General features: G+C 53.0%; 19 protein-coding genes. 2 read left to right on the top strand and 17 right to left on the bottom strand.

What is annotated here, in order from left to right; translation table 11 throughout:
* Positions 1-80 precede the first annotated feature (80 nt).
* From accB to M3G15_RS08410, 15 genes are all read right to left on the bottom strand, one after another.
* Positions 81-578, bottom strand: a complete 498-nt coding sequence (accB, locus tag M3G15_RS08480; RefSeq protein ID WP_016311706.1) for an acetyl-CoA carboxylase biotin carboxyl carrier protein — start codon at positions 576-578, stop codon at positions 81-83.
* 164 nt (positions 579-742) lie between these two features.
* Entirely contained in the window at positions 743-1,534 is a 792-nt protein-coding gene (locus M3G15_RS08475; RefSeq protein ID WP_009225780.1) for a SpoIIIAH-like family protein, read from the bottom strand.
* A 62-nt stretch (positions 1,535-1,596) separates the two neighbouring features.
* The gene (spoIIIAG, locus tag M3G15_RS08470; protein ID WP_009225779.1) at positions 1,597-2,244 is read right to left on the bottom strand and encodes a stage III sporulation protein AG; all 648 of its coding nucleotides are present in this window, start codon (positions 2,242-2,244) and stop codon (positions 1,597-1,599) included.
* Positions 2,245-2,264: 20 nt separating this feature from the next.
* Positions 2,265-3,104, bottom strand: coding sequence for a stage III sporulation protein AF (gene spoIIIAF, locus M3G15_RS08465; protein ID WP_009225778.1), 840 nt, complete (start codon positions 3,102-3,104; stop codon positions 2,265-2,267).
* Between the two features lie 47 nt (positions 3,105-3,151).
* On the bottom strand, positions 3,152-4,348 hold the full coding sequence (gene spoIIIAE, locus M3G15_RS08460) for a stage III sporulation protein AE (protein WP_009225777.1): 1,197 nt from the start codon (positions 4,346-4,348) through the stop codon (positions 3,152-3,154).
* Positions 4,349-4,382: 34 nt separating this feature from the next.
* Positions 4,383-4,772 carry a stage III sporulation protein AD gene (gene spoIIIAD, locus M3G15_RS08455; RefSeq protein ID WP_009225776.1) on the bottom strand — a complete coding sequence of 130 codons (390 nt, stop codon included), beginning with the start codon at positions 4,770-4,772 and terminating at the stop codon, positions 4,383-4,385.
* A gap of 11 nt (positions 4,773-4,783) precedes the next feature.
* On the bottom strand, positions 4,784-4,987 hold the full coding sequence (gene spoIIIAC, locus M3G15_RS08450; protein WP_009225775.1) for a stage III sporulation protein AC: 204 nt from the start codon (positions 4,985-4,987) through the stop codon (positions 4,784-4,786).
* A 60-nt stretch (positions 4,988-5,047) separates the two neighbouring features.
* Positions 5,048-5,566 (bottom strand): stage III sporulation protein SpoIIIAB, encoded by a 519-nt coding sequence (gene spoIIIAB / locus M3G15_RS08445; RefSeq protein ID WP_009225774.1) that lies wholly within the window; start codon positions 5,564-5,566, stop codon positions 5,048-5,050.
* Positions 5,559-6,557 carry a stage III sporulation protein AA gene (spoIIIAA, locus tag M3G15_RS08440; RefSeq protein ID WP_036645775.1) on the bottom strand — a complete coding sequence of 333 codons (999 nt, stop codon included), beginning with the start codon at positions 6,555-6,557 and terminating at the stop codon, positions 5,559-5,561. Before spoIIIAA ends, spoIIIAB begins: the two co-directional genes overlap by 8 nt.
* A 128-nt stretch (positions 6,558-6,685) precedes the next feature.
* Positions 6,686-6,952: a YqhV family protein gene (locus M3G15_RS08435; RefSeq protein ID WP_260070618.1), complete on the bottom strand. Its 267-nt coding sequence runs from the start codon at positions 6,950-6,952 to the stop codon at positions 6,686-6,688.
* Between the two features lie 135 nt (positions 6,953-7,087).
* A complete protein-coding gene (locus tag M3G15_RS08430) occupies positions 7,088-8,341 on the bottom strand; it encodes an aspartate kinase (RefSeq protein WP_260070617.1) in 1,254 nt (417 codons plus the stop codon).
* Positions 8,342-8,541: 200 nt separating this feature from the next.
* Positions 8,542-9,099, bottom strand: coding sequence for an elongation factor P (gene efp / locus M3G15_RS08425; protein ID WP_260070616.1), 558 nt, complete (start codon positions 9,097-9,099; stop codon positions 8,542-8,544).
* Positions 9,100-9,263: 164 nt separating this feature from the next.
* A complete protein-coding gene (locus M3G15_RS08420) occupies positions 9,264-10,337 on the bottom strand; it encodes a M24 family metallopeptidase (protein ID WP_036645773.1) in 1,074 nt (357 codons plus the stop codon).
* Positions 10,338-10,389: 52 nt separating this feature from the next.
* Entirely contained in the window at positions 10,390-10,833 is a 444-nt protein-coding gene (aroQ, locus tag M3G15_RS08415; protein WP_036645771.1) for a type II 3-dehydroquinate dehydratase, read from the bottom strand.
* 68 nt (positions 10,834-10,901) lie between these two features.
* Positions 10,902-11,462 carry a YqhR family membrane protein gene (locus M3G15_RS08410; RefSeq protein ID WP_009225767.1) on the bottom strand — a complete coding sequence of 187 codons (561 nt, stop codon included), beginning with the start codon at positions 11,460-11,462 and terminating at the stop codon, positions 10,902-10,904.
* Between the two features lie 184 nt (positions 11,463-11,646).
* On the opposite strand from M3G15_RS08410, the gene M3G15_RS08405 reads away from it, so the two are divergent.
* Complete coding sequence (locus tag M3G15_RS08405) at positions 11,647-12,645, top strand: DUF1385 domain-containing protein (RefSeq protein ID WP_009225766.1); 999 nt, start codon at positions 11,647-11,649, stop codon at positions 12,643-12,645.
* 5 nt (positions 12,646-12,650) lie between these two features.
* Positions 12,651-12,977 carry a hypothetical protein gene (locus tag M3G15_RS08400; RefSeq protein WP_036645769.1) on the top strand — a complete coding sequence of 109 codons (327 nt, stop codon included), beginning with the start codon at positions 12,651-12,653 and terminating at the stop codon, positions 12,975-12,977.
* A gap of 44 nt (positions 12,978-13,021) precedes the next feature.
* Here M3G15_RS08400 and M3G15_RS08395 read toward each other — a convergent pair whose 3' ends face one another.
* Together M3G15_RS08395 and M3G15_RS08390 are read right to left on the bottom strand one after the other, a co-directional pair.
* Entirely contained in the window at positions 13,022-13,993 is a 972-nt protein-coding gene (locus tag M3G15_RS08395; protein WP_260070615.1) for a patatin-like phospholipase family protein, read from the bottom strand.
* Positions 13,994-14,117: 124 nt separating this feature from the next.
* Positions 14,118-15,755, bottom strand: coding sequence for a family 10 glycosylhydrolase (locus tag M3G15_RS08390; protein WP_260070614.1), 1,638 nt, complete (start codon positions 15,753-15,755; stop codon positions 14,118-14,120).
* Positions 15,756-15,842: the final 87 nt, after the last annotated feature.

Genomic DNA, 15,842 nt, shown 5'->3' with positions numbered 1-15,842 from the left:
TCGTATCCTCCTTTGGAAAGCTAGGGTAACGGCCCTTGAAGCTGCAACATGCGTGATGCGTTAAGGGCGTATTCCTTGGTTTACTCCGGCTTCACCAAAAAGAGAGGCTGACCGTATTCGACCATCTGCCCGTTCTCCACCAGGATGTCGATGATTTCGCCTTTCACTTCCGCCTCCAGCTCGTTCATCAGCTTCATCGCTTCAATGATGCAGACCGTCGTCTTCTCGCCGACTTTGTCGCCGATATTTACGTAAGGCTGAGCTTCCGGCGACGAGGCACGATAAAACGTCCCGACCATCGGCGAAACAATGGTATGTAAGTTCGCAGCAGGTGCAGCCGATGGGGCCGAGTCTGTCGCTTGAGGAGCCGATACCGTTTCTTGCGGAGCCGGAGCCGATGCGGCAGCTTGGACATTTTGCGGTACAGCGGCAACAACCTGCGGCTGCACGTGAACAACTTCACTCGCGCCGTTCTTGCGAATGGACAAGCGAGCGCCTTCATTTTCGATTTCTAGTTCATGCACGGACGTTTGGTCCAGCAGCTCGATCAATTCTTTAATTTCACTCAGCTTAAACATATCTTCACTCTCTCCTTCAGCTTTGTAGGAAAAGCCTTGGCCTTCAACCATAAGCCTTCTCGGCTCATAACTTTATGTATTATATCATAATCGATCAAAATGGAAAGAGTCCAAGTTGCCTCGGACCCTTCCCTCCTCGGTTGCTATTCGACTGTGCTATAACCTTATTGTTTTACGTATTGCACGCTGACTTTATCCTGGGATACGCCCAGTTCCTTGATCACGAGGTCCATGATGCTGACGGCTTCTTTCGCTTCCATCTTCTCGCTGATCACCACGACTTTATATTTGTCGTCCGCTTCTTGTACGACGGCATTGGCATATTGCTGTTTCAATCTTTCTTCGATGTCATAGATTTTCGCTTCTTTCTCTTCCAAAGCGCTTAATTCTTGTTGAGCCATTGCAGCTTCTTCAAGGGATTCGTTTTCGTTGATCGTTTTCATCAGCTCTTCTTGCTTCTTCACGTTATCCTGTGCACGAGCGAATTGGTAAGCGTTCAGCGTGTCCGAAGAAGAGACGCCTTGAGCTTCCAGCTGACTCAGCACATCTTCATCCGTTGTGGCTTCCTTCTGGCCGTTGTCCGCAGCTGCGGTATCTTCCGACGCCTTGCCAGCATCGGCCGTTTGCGTATCCGTGGAGGTTGCGGTATCGCCGTCTTTGGCCACATCCGTATTTTCGCTCTTGCCCTCTTCGGCGGATTGCTCGGTTTGATCGTCAATCGCTGTATCGTCCGTGATTGTGCTGCTGTTTTCACTGCCGTCCGTTGTCACTTCCGAAAGGATGACATCATCGCCGTCTGTGCTTCCATTCATGCCGTTATTTGTCGCAGTCACCTGTTGTCCGTCAGCGGTTGTCGCAGGTTGCGGTCCTTCTTCCGTAAATAAGTAGTAAGCGGATAAAATCACCATCAAGCTCAGCATGGAAACCAGCCAAATCGTTTGTCTTTTGGATTTCATATTGGATTTCCTCCTCAAAAATGTATTCGAACGAAACGTTTCCTTAAATTTTGATTGCTTCCTTATTGAGATTGCTTGCGCGGGACGACGGAGATCCGGTAAGCCGGTACGTTTAAGCCCTTCTCAACCGCATCGACGATCAAGCTTTTCACCGTTTTGTTCTCAGCTCCCCGGGCGACGACCAGCACGCCACGAACCTTAGGCTTGATCTTCTTGGTGACGATCGGCTGCTCGCTGCCGGAAGCCTCGTAGGTGACGATCTGTCCGTCACGGGTATATTGGGTGATATGGCGTTTTCCCCCACCCGCATCGCTTTCTTCCGTTAGCTCCTGCGAATCTTTGATGTTTCGTTGGACCACGATTTCCTCGGTCGAATCGATGGTGACCAGCACATCCACCGCACCGACGCCCACGATTTTCTCCAAAATCTCCTTGGTTTTGCCTTCGAGCGCCGTTTCGATGCTGCTGAATTCATCGTCGCCCGTGACGCCCGCAGATCCGGTCGATCCGGAAAGGTCCTGCATCATCGGCGGTTCGCGGCTCCCTTCGCCGTTGTTATCCAGCTGCTTCACGTTAACGAAGGAGTTAAACAACATGATGGCGATCCCAACCAACCCGAGGATCAACAGCCAACGAAACGTACTTGCGGTTTTTTTGCCATCCGTACCCTTGCCTAGCCATTGCTCCAGTTTCTTCAGCCATCCCGGCACTTTCTTCACCTCCCGGCGTGTTAATCATTTAGATGCTCGGCCCTAAGGACCGTGATTGCCTCTCGATCAACGCCCCAGTTCTCCTGGAGCAGCTCTTCGATTTGCGAGACCAGCCGGTCTGCCGCCGGCTCGGCATCGCCTGCGGACGTGCCGCCGATTTTGCCATCTTCCCCTGAAGGGTTCCCGTCCAACGACTCTTCAGGGGAACTGGCCATCGCCGCTTGGCTCTGCGCTTCGGATTCCTCCTCAGCGTCCCCGGTCTTGCCGGAATTGCTTGTGTTTACGCTGATTTTTATTTTTTCTACCGGTGCGATCGATACCTCCGGCCCTCTTCCGGCTGCATCGGCTTTTGCTGTTTGCTCTTCCGACTTCACCTGCGCCATGACGACCTCTACCGAGGAAATAACCGGCTCTGCGGCCAGCGGACGGATTCCGCCGGCTTCGGATTTTTCCGCGGGTTTGGTTTTCAGCTTGACGGTTACCCGTTCAACTTGCCGTCCTGTCGAGCGCTCGATTTGTTGCTTCATTTGCCTTGCCGCCTCCTCGCCTGCCCAGGCCAACGCTTCGGACTCCTGCTTTTCCCTCAGCTTCTCGCCCTGCTGTAGGATCGCTTCCGTGCTTTGAACCTGGGAATGACTCTCTAGTCCGTCCCAGCTCGTCGAGAATGCTGCCTCCAGCTGGTCTTTGGCATCGGCTGAGAAGAAACGCATGACTGGGGATATCAACGTTAGCAGGATCAGCAGGCTGACCACGAATCTGACGTAACGCTCCATCGCGCGGTTGGGCAGCAGCAAATCGATAAACACGGCGATTAACACGATGAAGATGATTTCTCTCAGCCACTCCGCCAGCCAGTCCACGCATGATCACCACCCCTTGTAATTCGTTTGGGCCCCTTTAGGACGTCTCACCTCATCATCACGGTGATGTTCCCGGCGGTCAGCATGATCGTTATCGCCAGGAAGAACATCATGCCCACCGCGGCCAGCGCTGCGAAGACATACAACATGCTCTTGCCGATCGTCTCCAGGCATGCGATGACCGGCGAATCGCCAAGCGGCTGCATCACCGCCGCAGCCAAGTTGAAGATTAGTGCCAGCGTAATGATCTTGATCGCCGGAAAGGCGCACAGAAACAGCAGAATGATCACCCCGACCAGACCGATCGAATTCTTGACGAGCAGGGAAGCGGAGATGACCGTGTCCGTTGCATCGGCGAACACTTTGCCGACAACCGGGACGAAGTTACCGGTCAGATATTTGGCCGCTCGCAGGGTGACCCCGTCCGCCACGGATCCGGCGATCCCTTTGACCGAGATGACGCCGAGAAAGACGGTGAGCAGGATCCCAAGCAAAGCCATGCTCACGGTACGCAGTAAATTGGCCAGCTGGGTGAGCTTATACTTGTCGGACAACGAGCTAACGATGTGCAGCACCGCCGAGAAGAACAATAGCGGGAATATGACCGTATGCACCGCCGTCCCCACCGCATGGACCATAAATACAACCAAAGGGTGGGTCACCGTTACCGTTACCGCATTGCCTAAGGAAGCCAGCAGCGTGAACAGCAGCGGCACCATCGCCATCATAAAGTCGATCATTCCGCTAATCGCATTCGTCGCATAGGTGATCGCCACATGAAAGCTGTTGATTGCAAGCACCAAAATCACCATATAGCAGATGGAGTAGGCAACTTTACTGACCTGCTTGCGCTCGAATGCGGTCTGCAAGGTTTCCAGAATCATACTGAATATGGAGAGCAGCACGATGGTCACTAAGATGTGTCCGTTATACAGCACCTCGTGCCACATATATCGCATCAGGCCGCTTAGCCCCGCCTTCAGACTAAAGCTCTGGTCCTGCTGCAGAAGCATATCCATAAAGGAAGGAAGCTTCTGATCCGGGAAAAACCCGCCGTACTCCTTCATCAGCTGCTGCCAATACGTTTCGACCTGATCGGTGGGAAGCTCCTTGGCTTGGCGTTGGATCCAGTTGTCCCCTTCCCCTTCGGCGGAGGCGATGACGGGCATGTACCCAAACAGCAAGACCCCTAAGACGATCAAGAGCAGCGTAGAAGCGCGCCATCGTTCAATCGTTGCTGGCATAAGTCTTTCTCCCCAATCTGATGCAATGCGCCTGCTAAGCCGGCAGCAGCTTGATGACCGTTTCGATAATAATGCTGATAATCGGAATGGCAAGCACCATGATGAGCACTTTGCCCGCCATTTCGATTTTGCTGGCGATGCTCTCCTGACCGGCATCCCGGACAATCTGTGCTCCAAACTCGGCGATGTAGGCGATCCCGATAATTTTCAGGATCGTCTTCAGATAGATCATCTGGACGCCGGACTTGTTGGCCAGATCCTCCAGCACCTCGATGATCCCGCCGATTTTTCCGATCAGGTACAGGAAGATCAGAACGCCCGTGCTTGCGGCAATCAGGAAAGCAAACATCGGCTTTTGTTCCTTGACGACCAGAACCAGCACGGTTGCGATGAGCCCGAGCCCTACAACTTGGATAATTTCCACGGAGCGCTCACCTACTGGAATAAAAAGATTGATTTGATTTCCTGAAACAGACTGTCAAGCAACCGGATGACCATGAACAGGACGACCACAAACCCGATCAGCGTCACCCAATGCGCCATGTCCTCTTTGCCCATCTGCTTCAATACCGTATGGATCATGGCAATGATGATACCGATGCCTGCAATCTGAAAGATGGCGTTCACTTCTATGTTCATTGATTTGGCACCTCACTAACGATTTCACAGGCGTCAATCAGCCGTGGAGGGAAATGGTATTCAGTAGAACAAAATGACGATGAACGCTCCGCACAAAAGCCCCAAGCTTCGATACATTTTCTCATAGCGGGCCTGTTCTTCCCGTGCTGCGGATTCCTCGCTCTCCAGCTGCCGTACGGCTGTGGCGATATGACCGAGTTGATCCTTCCGGTCGCTTGTCCCGAGCGTTAAGCTAAGCTGCCTTATGACCTCTTGCTCGGGCGCCTTCATCGCGGTATAGCTCCACAGCTTCGTTACGGCTTGTTCCAGACTCTCCTGGGCGGTTAGCGGGTGAGCGGAACTCATATGGTCCGCCGCACGAACGAAGATCGCTCGGATCGGCTCGCCGCTTTGCTCGCCGATTCTTCGGAGGGCGTCCGGAAGCGGTGTAAAGCCGTACATGATCTCCGTCTCGAGCCGCTTTAATGCGAGGATCAGCCTCCGGATTTGGCTTGGCCGTGCCGCGAATTGCCTGGCTTGCAGCCAGCCTGCCATGGTGGCAGTCAGCAGGACGAGTGCAGCTCCAAACATCTTAAGCATGCTCTTCCCTGCCTCTCCATCCGGGGGCGGCCGCCGGGATGCCGCGGCGTTTGCCGTCCCACAGCTTAAAGGCAAGTCCCTTATCCGTCCGCGCGATCACCGCATACATTTGGAAGAAGGAGCTTTCCGCCAGCCGGGACAATGCCGGGCGCGCAGCCAAATCGTCCACGCTTGAACCATGCGCCGTGGCGATGACCCGGACGCCGGCGTGCAGCGCTTCAGCCAAAGCCTCGGCATCCTCCGGTCGACCGATTTCATCGACGATGATGACATCTGGCGACATGGAGCGAATCATCATCATGATTCCTTCTGCCTTCGGGCAGCCGTCCATCACATCGGTTCGCGGACCCATGTCAAAGCCGGGCACTCCCCGCTTGCTGCCGGCGATTTCGGAGCGCTCGTCGATGACCGCAACCTTTAGCCCCGGCCAGGAGGCCTCGGGATGCCCCCAGGTTCCGCTGCTAATCTGGCGCGCTAAATCGCGAATCAGCGTCGTTTTTCCTTGCTGGGGAGGAGACAGGATTAAGGTGTGATACACCGTTTTGTGCCTGAAATCGAGCAGCCTCGGCAGGATCGGATCGGCAATGCCTCTAATTTCTCGGGCAATCCGCACGTTAAACCCGCTGATGTCCCGCAAGTGCTCCACCCTTCCTCCGCTGAGCAAGGTTCTCCCGGCTAGTCCGATACGATGGCCGCCGGCGATCGTGATAAACCCTTTGCGGAGCTCTTCCTCCATCGTATACAGCGAATGATTGGTGATCAGGTCAAGCAGCCGTTTGCCGTCCTGCTTGCCCGGTTTGTAAGCGGCGTCCGGATTCCGCGTCATCTCCCCGTCCGGCGTTAGAAAATAGTAGCGGCCGCCCGTATTAATCTCCAGCGGTCGTTCCTCGCGTATGCGGATTTCTTCCAAAGCCGGAAAGATAGAAGGCGGAAGCTTCAGCAGCAAGTCCCGGAGATTGTCGGGAAATACGGTCAACCAACTCGGGTTCATAGGCGTACCCCCAAAACTCTTACTTTCATGCATGTCCATACCGCCTGGTTTGCTTTCTCTTATTTGGATTGTTTTTTGCTATATCACATGTGTATGCTTGTACTTGATCAATATGCTAGGGAACTCTATCATTTCTTCAAAATGCCGATTAAGAGACAAGTCACCCCGCACCCGATCCATGCCATCTTTCCCCACGACAATTTGTCGGCCATCCCGACAAGTCCAATGGACGTGGTGACAAGCAGAATGGTCGGGCCGACGAACGCCAACGCCGAATTTACGGCCAGCGCCTTATCTACCCTGCCCAGCTTCAGCATAAGCAGCGCTGCTAGAATTTCGATCGTACCCGAAAAAATTCGCAAGGCCGCCATGCTTGTCACGAATTTATCAAGCATATATACCTCCTTCTTGTCCCATCTGTTCTCTTAACGATATGCCTGAAAATCTCTATTTATTAAAAAAAAATCCCCCGAAGCAATTCGCTTCGAGGGATTCCTTTTTTCCCGTTCTTAAGTTGCTTGTTATGCGGATTAACGCCGCTCCTGCGGACCGCCAACAAATGCGGTGGTCTCCGCATCCAGACCATATGCCGTATGCAAGGCCTTCACGACATCGTTCAGCTTGCTTCCTTCAATCACGCAGGACACCTTAATTTCGGAGGTGCTGACCATCTCGATATTGACGCCTTGCTTGGAGATCACTTCAAACATTTGTGCCGCAACGCCCGGATGGCTGACCATCCCTGCGCCTACGATCGAAACCTTCACAAGCCCTTCCTGAGAGGTGACCTTCTCGTAAGGCAGCTCGTTACGGATCCCTTCCAACACCTTCACCGCCTTGTCGCAATCGGACAGAGCTACTGTAAAGGAGAAATCCGCTTTACCATCCGTTACGCCGCTTTGGACGATGATGTCCACGTCGATCTTGGCCTCAGCCAGAGAGCCAAACACCTTCGCCAGTACGCCGGGCACGTGCGATACGCCCAATATGCTGATTCGGGCCACGTTCTTATCATACGCGATCCCGCTGACTACCACACCTTGTTCCATATTGACTTCCTCCTTCACGACCGTACCTTCATGATTGTTAAAGCTGGAGCGGACGACGAGCCGTACATTATTGTGCTTCGCATATTCCACCGCACGGGGATGCAGGACCGCCGCGCCTAAGTTCGCGAGCTCAAGCATCTCGTCGTATGAGATTTCGTTCAGTTTGCGGGCATTCTTTACGATCCGCGGGTCGGTAGAATACACGCCGTCCACATCGGTATAAATCTCGCAATAATCCGCCTTTGTCGCCGCAGCCAAGGCAACGGCCGTCGTATCCGAACCGCCGCGCCCGAACGTCGTAATCTCCCCGTCCTCAGTCAAGCCCTGGAAGCCGGCAACGATAACGATATATCCCTCTTCCAACGACTTGAGCACCCGCTCCGGCTTAATATCGGTAATGCGTGCTTTGCCATGCTCCGCCTCCGTGCGGAAGCCCGCTTGCCAACCGGTATAAGAAACGGCCTTGGCGCCCAGCGCATCGATAGCCATCGCCATCAACGCGATCGAGATTTGCTCGCCGGTCGTCATCAGCATATCCATTTCCCGCAAAGGTGGGTCTGGATTGATCAGCTTCGCCTGATCGATCAAATCGTCCGTCGTATCGCCCATCGCGGAGACGACCACCATCACCTGATGCCCTTCCTGCTGTTTGTTCACAACACGCCGGGCGACGCGTTGTATGCGCTCCGTATCGCCTACGGAACTGCCTCCAAATTTCATCACGTATAAAGCCAAGTCAGACCCTCCCTAATGGTGCTCCAAGTCGGAGCGTTCAACCCATTGAATCCAGTAACGCTTTAAACCAGTATAATACGAAAGACCCGAAGTTCGTCAATGGTTTTGCCGATATTAACAAAAATTCCTCCACCCAGGTAGGTGGAGGATGCCCGTTGGTACAAGACTCCGCCTGGAGCGGAGCCTTGACTACTGAGAGATTAAGCCCGCGAAATATATTTACCATCGCGTGTATCGATCAAGAGTACGTCGCCTTCATTAATGAAGAGCGGTACTTGAACGTTCAAGCCGGTTTCGACCTTGGCGTTTTTGGTTGCGCCGGTAGCCGTGTTCCCTTTGATTCCGGGTTCCGTTTCAATTACCTTCAGCTCGACGCTGTTCGGCAGGTTGATCCCGATAATTTCGCCTTGGTAGCTGACGATTTTTACGTTCATATTTTCTTTCAGGAAATTCAGTTCCCATTTCAGTTGATCCGACGTCAACGTAAATTGATCGTAGGTTTCATTATCCATGAACGTATGCTCTTGGCCGCTGGCATACAGATATGACACGTCGCGGTTTTCAATCATAGCCCGGCTGATCGTTTCGCCGGCACGGAACGTTTTCTCTACAATGTTGCCGTTCCGCAGATTTTTCAGCTTGGAGCGGACGAACGCTGCGCCTTTACCCGGTTTTACGTGTTGGAACTCCAGCACCGTATAAATGTCGCCGTCCACCTCGACGGTCAAGCCTGTTTTAAAATCGTTTACTGAAATCACAAAAGTACCTCCTCAAGTGGGTTAACACCTATATTAAAATTGAAAAATACCCAAAATTCAAGCTGTTCACGTAAGCTGCTGTTCCCCCACGATTGGAGTCCTTGCGAAACCACTTACTACAGCCGGGCATCCGGCCTTTCTGAAAGACCGGCGGCAACCCTATTTTAGCCTAGAGAAATAAAATCCTTCGTCGATTCCGTCAACCGGCGGATTCCGGTTTCCGTGATGACGACATCGTCCTCGATGCGGACGCCGCCGATTCCCGGCAAATAGATCCCCGGTTCAACGGTAACGACCATCCCCGGTTTTAGCACCGTGTCGCTCGCTTTGGAGACGCGCGGTGCCTCATGCACTTCCATTCCGAGGCCGTGTCCGGTGCTGTGTCCGAACTGTTCGCCGTAGCCGTAACGGGTAATCACGTCGCGCGCCAAAGCATCAGCTTCCCGTCCGGTCATCCCTGGACGAAGGAATTCCAGCGTATGCAGCTGGGCTTCCAGGACGATATCGTAAATTTCACGCAGCTTGGCGCTTGGCGTTCCCAAGGCTACCGTCCGCGTAATATCAGAGCAATACCCCTTATACAAAGCGCCGAAATCCATCGTGACCAGTTCGTTCGCCTGCATAATGCGTTCGCTGGCTCTCCCGTGCGGTAATGCGGAGCGTTCTCCCGAAGCCATAATCGTATCAAACGAAGGACCGGTGGCGCCGTTCTTCTTCATGAACGTTTCCAGTTCCAGAGCGGCATCCCACTCACTCATTCCCGGCTTCAGAACGTCGAGCATATGCAAGAAGGTCCGGTCCGCCAACTCAGCCGCTTCCTTCAGGATAGCCAATTCTTCGGCATCCTTGAAGATCCGCAGTTCTTCGACCAACCCGCTGAGCGGAACCAGCTTCACCGGCTTCAGCTCGCTTTCATACGTCCGGTAGGTGGCATACACCAACTGATCTTCTTCAAAACCAAGCCGTTCAATACCCTCTTGCTTTAGCAAGCTTTGAATGGTTCCGGTAACCGAAGCCCCGTGATCCACAATTTCGAACCCGGGCGCCTGTTCCGCAGCTTGGGTTAAATAGCGGAAGTCTGTGAGCAACCAGGCCTTCTGATGGGTAATCAGGACATAGCCGGAACTTCCCGTAAATCCCGTCAAATAGCAGCGGTTCACTTCTCCGGTGATGAGTACGGCTTCGATTTGCTGCGATGTCATCGCCTCGCGGAGCCGGGCTACACGTGTACTCGCCATAACCAACTCTCCCTTATTATAGAGGTAGTAACCTTCTTTATGATCTCTCCGTTTATTTTGCCCGCTCCAAGTGGCGTTTTAAGGCCAGTAGTCCCATTTCATATCCGTAGGATCCGAATCCAGAGATTTGACCGACAGCGATCGGCGCGATGACCGAATGGTGTCGGAACGCCTCACGGGCGTGGATATTGGACAAATGGACTTCAATCACGGGGATATTCACAGAAGTCAAGGCATCCCGAAGCGCATAACTATAATGCGTGAGTGCACCTGGATTCAACAGAATTCCATCCGTATTTCCGTAGGCGGCATGAATCCGGTCGATCAGCTCGCCCTCGTGGTTGGACTGAAAGAAGGATAACTCCAGCCCGTTTGGCGCAGCCAGTTCCTTCAGATTGTCTTCGATATCAACCAGTTTCTCGGAACCATAGACGCCGGGCTCGCGCACGCCAAGCATGTTTAAATTCGGTCCGTTCATCACCAAGATGCGGTACATGGCGGCTCCCCCTTTCCGAAAAATAACCAAAAACAATTTTAACATAGGAAGGAGTCGCTTGAGAAGCTTTAACTTTTTGATCCGCCCTCCATAGAAAGTGCCTGCTCGCGGGCTTTTTGGGGTTCACGTGCGCGCTCGTCCGTGTATTCCTCGGCCGTGGTATAACCGATGAACAGTCCCCACAGCAAATACAAACAAAACTCGCTAATGATCGTCGTCCGCGACAATTCGCGCAGCGGGGGAATCAGGTCGAGCAACGGACCCAGCACCCCAAATAAAATGCCCCACCATACGATGCCGTATAAAATCCCCGGACTTGGCCCCTTTAGCTTGCGGAACGCCAGCACATAAATCAGCGTCGCCAGAATGGATAATCCGATAAACGACAGCCAGCCCAAGTAATACCCGGCCTGACTATGCAAGAACGAGTTTTTGAAGAACGGCTCCAGCAGATAGCCGGGCAGCACCGAGGTAAAGCTCATATAAAAGAATACCCCCTTCACGCCGCCCCAAATTAATCCGGCAAACAAACCGATCTCCAGCGAGTACAGCCAGATGTTGGTGCGTTCCCGGCGTTGCTGACGCCACGGTTGAACCCGGCTTTGCATCTTCTCCTTGTCCGCTTTCATTCGCATCCTTCCTTTCCAAAGGAATATTTTCATGCGTTTTTTTGAAGATTAGTATGCACATTTCCAAAACGACTAATCCAACTAGAATTTGCCCGCAAAGTCCGTTACAATGGAATCATTACAAATCTTGATGTCTTGCCGCTAATGCCAAACCAAACTTATATATATTAGGAAGGTGAAAGCTTTGCCTGAACAATCAACACCGACGATTTACGGCGGCCAAGCCGTTATAGAAGGCGTTATGTTTGGCGGGAAATATGTCAATGTCACCGCCGTACGCCGAAAAAACGGGGAAATCAGCTTCTTGGAAGTCCCCAAGGAAGATAAGGAATGGGTCAAGAAGCTGCGCAAAATCCCGCTGATCCGCGGCATCGTCAGCATCGTTGACGCAAGCGCCAAAGGCTCCAAACACCTGAACTATTCGGCAGAGGCGATGGCCGATGACGAGATGGACCCCGAAGAACGCGCCAAACAGAAGGAAAAAGAAGAATCCGGCTTTTCTCTCACCATGCTGCTTGGGGTTGCAGTCGTGGGGATTTTGTCCTTTATCGTAGGAAAGCTCATTTTTACATTGGTGCCTGCGCTCTTGGAGCAGTACTTGTTCCAGCACGCTTTTGCCAGCCAGACGCTGCACTCGCTTATTGAAGGTGTCATTAAGATCGTTCTGCTGCTCGGGTATCTGTGGCTCATGTCCCAGACCCCTGTCATCAAACGGTTGTTCCAATACCACGGAGCTGAACATAAAGTGATCTCCGCGTATGAAGCGGGAGAAGAATTAACCCCGGCCAATGTGCAAAAATACTCTCGCCTGCATTACCGGTGCGGCAGCAGCTTTATCATCTTAACGGTGATCGTTGGCGTTATCATTTATTCCCTGCCGATATTCAGTTGGGACACGGTTTGGGAACGGATCTACATCCGGATCCTGTTGCTCCCGCTTGTGATCGGACTTTCCTTCGAAATGCTGCGGTTCACTAACGCGGTTCGCGACATTCCGGTGCTGCGGTTCCTTGGATATCCGGGGCTTTGGCTGCAGTTGTTGACAACAAAGGAACCGACCGACGATATGGTCGAAGTATCGATCGCTTCCTTTAACCGCATGCGCGAGCTGGATGCGCAATTGGAACAGGTCGGCGTTATTGAGACGCCGGTGGGTACATCTTTGGATCCCTTGAAAGGATGAGTAACATGAGAAAACAAGGCATCATGTTTTGGATCATCGTCCTTCTAGTCGCGTTCTACATTATTGATGGTTTGTTTATCAGACATCAAATCGAGTGGAGCAGTATCATTGTTCCGGTGGCTGTCTTTGGCATCGTCTTCCTGCTTTATAAATACCCGCCGCGGAAATACCGGAAGGCACAGCAGCCCAAAATCAAGCCTTCCGCACGTACGATGGCCAAAGTGGCCGCAGAACGGAAGCCAACCCGAACGGAGAAGCGCAAGACTTATCCGTTTCAAGTTATCGAAGGCAACAAAGGCAAAAACGACGACGATTTGACTAAATATCATTAAATTGCAAAAGGACGGAACCGCTGCGGTTCCGTCCTTTGCTTTTATTAGAACGCACTATTCGCTTGTTGGTACTTCTTAAACTGCTCCTCGTAAAGCTGCAGATTCCAATTGGCGAAAAACCGGTCTCCCGCCAGAAACCCGGATTCAAACAGCAGCCGGCTTTCTTCCTCGCTGATATCAAATTGCGTTGTGCCGATGCCCAGCGTCGGAATCTTCACGGTACGATAGCGGTTGGATTGCTCGATGTACCGTTCATCATGGGCGGACAACATCGTCTCCACGATCGCCTGCAGCATCGTAAACGGTCCGGTGATTCGATGCGGTTTATTCGTATTTTTGCCGACCATTTGAAAGCCGACCGTTGGAATGAGACGCCCGCCTTGCCGCGGCTCTTCCCGATCAAACAACCATAGCGGAAAATTGCTGAGCAAGCCGCCATCCACAATATGCAGAAATTGCTCGGTGAACGGCTTCCCTCTGGCCAGCTTCGGCGGCAACCGCAGCAGCACCGGATCAAAGAAATACGGAATGCTGCAGCTCATGCGAACCGCCCGGGCGACCTCAAACATCGCCGGGTCGATGCCGATCTTTTCCAAGTCGTCCGGCAATACCATGATTTTACCGCTGGTGATATCCGAGGCGATAATGGTCAGCTTCCCCGGCGCCAAGTCGCCAAACGTCCGGATGCCCTTCGCAAGTAAAATTTGGCGGATCCACTCCTCCAACGTTTCCCCGGCATACAAGCCTTTTTTCAGCAGGACCCGGAGGGCCGGACCAATCAATGCCAAATTAAAAAGGGGCGCTCTCTTCAGAAATTTCGTGAAGGACGTCGTCATAATCAGTTCTTTCATTTCGTCTGCGGTGTAGCCTGCAGCAATCATCGAAGCGATGATCGAACCGGATGAGGTTCCGGCCACCCGATGAAACTGCGCTCCGTGCTTTTCTGCTGCCCGGACCGCACCAGCCAACGAAATTCCTTTGACCCCGCCGCCCTCAAACACTCCGTTAATCAGCATCCGGCGCCTTCCTCCCAACCCACATTCAGCTTACTGCTTATGTATGTTGGGAGAGGCTGTACGTATGACTAAACAAAAAGACACATCCGTCAAGAGACGAATGTGTCGTGTACACCTAATCCTGTCAAGGCTGCACTCCATAATAAGACTGCAGCAGCGGGATCAGTCCCAGCGGGTTCTTGCGCAGGTCCTTGGCGCTAAAGAAGATGCTGCCGCTGATCTCGGGAATCTGACGGTTGTATTCGAGCTGATTGATGATTTCCTGTGCGCTGGACCAGCCGATCTCCGGCGTCCCTAGCTTATACGGCGCATGGCCGATGTACAGCTTCACGTTAGTCCCTCTTACCTCTTGGGCCCACCAGTCGGCCAGCAGGTCATAACGGACTTCCTTGCGCGTCATGCTCCAATACAGTTGTGGAGCGACGTAATTAATCCACTCGTTCTTAATCCACGTCCGAACGTCGGCATAAGTGCTATCGTACGCCGTAACACTAGCTTTCGTATCGGAGCCGGTCAAATCGTTTGACTTGTTCCGCCAAACTCCATACGGGCTGATGCCAAAAGAAACATAAGGCTTAGACGCTTCAATCCGTTGGCCTAATTTTTGCACGAACTGATTGATATTATCCCGGCGCCAGTCGCCTTTCGTTGCAATCTTCTTGGAGTTATAAGACTTAAACGTAGCGTCATCCGCGAATTTCTTTGAAGTCGTTTCTCCGGTCGGATAGAAATAATCGTCCAAATGAACTCCGTCAATATCGTACCCGTTCACGACTTCCATAATCGCACTGATGACGTGATCGCGCGCTTCCGGAATCCCCGGATTAATATACAGCTTGCCGTCGAACTTCACGATCCATTCCGGATGTTGGTTTGCGACATGATTGGCCGGAAGCTTGCTCGCATCGCTGCCTGTGCTGGCGCGGAACGGATTAAACCAGGCGTGGAATTCCATGCCGCGGCGGTGCGTCTCTTCGATCAGGAACTGCAGCGGGTCGTATCCCGGATCCTTGCCGGCGGTTCCCGTCAAATAAGAGGACCACGGCACCTGGGACGACGGATAAATCGCGTCCGCTGACGGGCGCACCTGAACGAACACTGCGTTCATTCCCATCGCCTGCACTTCGTCCAGCAGCTGTACGTATTCGGCTTTCTGGGCCTCTACCTTGCCGTACGAGCTCTTGCTCGGCCAGTCGAGATTAGAAACCGTGGATACCCAAACACCGCGCAGCCCGTTCGACGTATCAACTGCCGGCGGCTGAGGCACATCGCTTTGCGGGTCCTCCCCACCTACGCCTGGTTCCGGCTGAGTTGCTCCGGAGCCACTCAACAGGGTGATCGTACGGGTCTGCCCGTTCCAATTGACGGCAATACCAAGTTGCTCGCTGACAAAGCGCAGCGGCACCATCGTCCGGCCGGAGTTAATTTCCACGGAAGCTTCCAGGTTGATCGTACTTCCGCCGACTTGAACTGCAGAAGAACCTAACGTCAGAACGATGGTACTGCCATCTTTTTGAATCGTTGCGGTTTTATCGGCTTGGGACCAGGCTACCCGGGCTCCCAGGTTCTCGCTGATGGCCCGAAGCGGGACCATGGTGACATTCGCCCCGGGCTTAATGTACGGCGAAGCATCGGTGGACAACACCTCACCGTCGAAAATAATCCGAATATCGGTTGCGGCTGCGGCCACCGGCGTATTCCCGGTATAAGGCCATAGGAAGAGCAACACTAGAATAGGAATAAACCATTTGCGAAATTTCATCAGTATCCTCCACATCATCGTTATGTACGGACGAACCGTGCTACTTCCTTAAACGTCACGCGGAGGTCAAGAGTTGCGCTCTTCAGG

Origin of the sequence: Paenibacillus sp. p3-SID1389 (assembly GCF_025151705.1) — a bacterium.
GTDB classification, from domain to species: Bacteria; Bacillota; Bacilli; order Paenibacillales; family Paenibacillaceae; genus Fontibacillus; species Fontibacillus phoenicis.
The sequence above is the reverse complement of the archived record's forward strand: the minus strand, read 5'-3'. Positions and strand labels throughout refer to the sequence as shown.

Excerpts from the sequence above, each read along its gene's own strand:
- M3G15_RS08475 (WP_009225780.1), bottom strand. The coding sequence starts at position 1,534 with ATGAAATCCAAAAGACAAACGATTTGGCTGGTTTCCATGCTGAGCTTG.
- aroQ (WP_036645771.1), bottom strand. The coding sequence starts at position 10,833 with ATGTACCGCATCTTGGTGATGAACGGACCGAATTTAAACATGCTTGGC.
- M3G15_RS08420 (WP_036645773.1), bottom strand. The coding sequence starts at position 10,337 with ATGGCGAGTACACGTGTAGCCCGGCTCCGCGAGGCGATGACATCGCAG.
- M3G15_RS08435 (WP_260070618.1), bottom strand. The coding sequence starts at position 6,952 with ATGCTTGATAAATTCGTGACAAGCATGGCGGCCTTGCGAATTTTTTCG.
- spoIIIAA (WP_036645775.1), bottom strand. The coding sequence starts at position 6,557 with ATGAACCCGAGTTGGTTGACCGTATTTCCCGACAATCTCCGGGACTTG.
- spoIIIAB (WP_009225774.1), bottom strand. The coding sequence starts at position 5,566 with ATGCTTAAGATGTTTGGAGCTGCACTCGTCCTGCTGACTGCCACCATG.
- spoIIIAE (WP_009225777.1), bottom strand. The coding sequence starts at position 4,348 with ATGCCAGCAACGATTGAACGATGGCGCGCTTCTACGCTGCTCTTGATC.
- M3G15_RS08400 (WP_036645769.1), top strand. The coding sequence starts at position 12,651 with ATGAGAAAACAAGGCATCATGTTTTGGATCATCGTCCTTCTAGTCGCG.
- M3G15_RS08390 (WP_260070614.1), bottom strand. The coding sequence starts at position 15,755 with ATGAAATTTCGCAAATGGTTTATTCCTATTCTAGTGTTGCTCTTCCTA.
- accB (WP_016311706.1), bottom strand. The coding sequence starts at position 578 with ATGTTTAAGCTGAGTGAAATTAAAGAATTGATCGAGCTGCTGGACCAA.
- spoIIIAC (WP_009225775.1), bottom strand. The coding sequence starts at position 4,987 with ATGAACATAGAAGTGAACGCCATCTTTCAGATTGCAGGCATCGGTATC.
- M3G15_RS08410 (WP_009225767.1), bottom strand. The coding sequence starts at position 11,462 with ATGAAAGCGGACAAGGAGAAGATGCAAAGCCGGGTTCAACCGTGGCGT.
- M3G15_RS08395 (WP_260070615.1), bottom strand. The coding sequence starts at position 13,993 with ATGCTGATTAACGGAGTGTTTGAGGGCGGCGGGGTCAAAGGAATTTCG.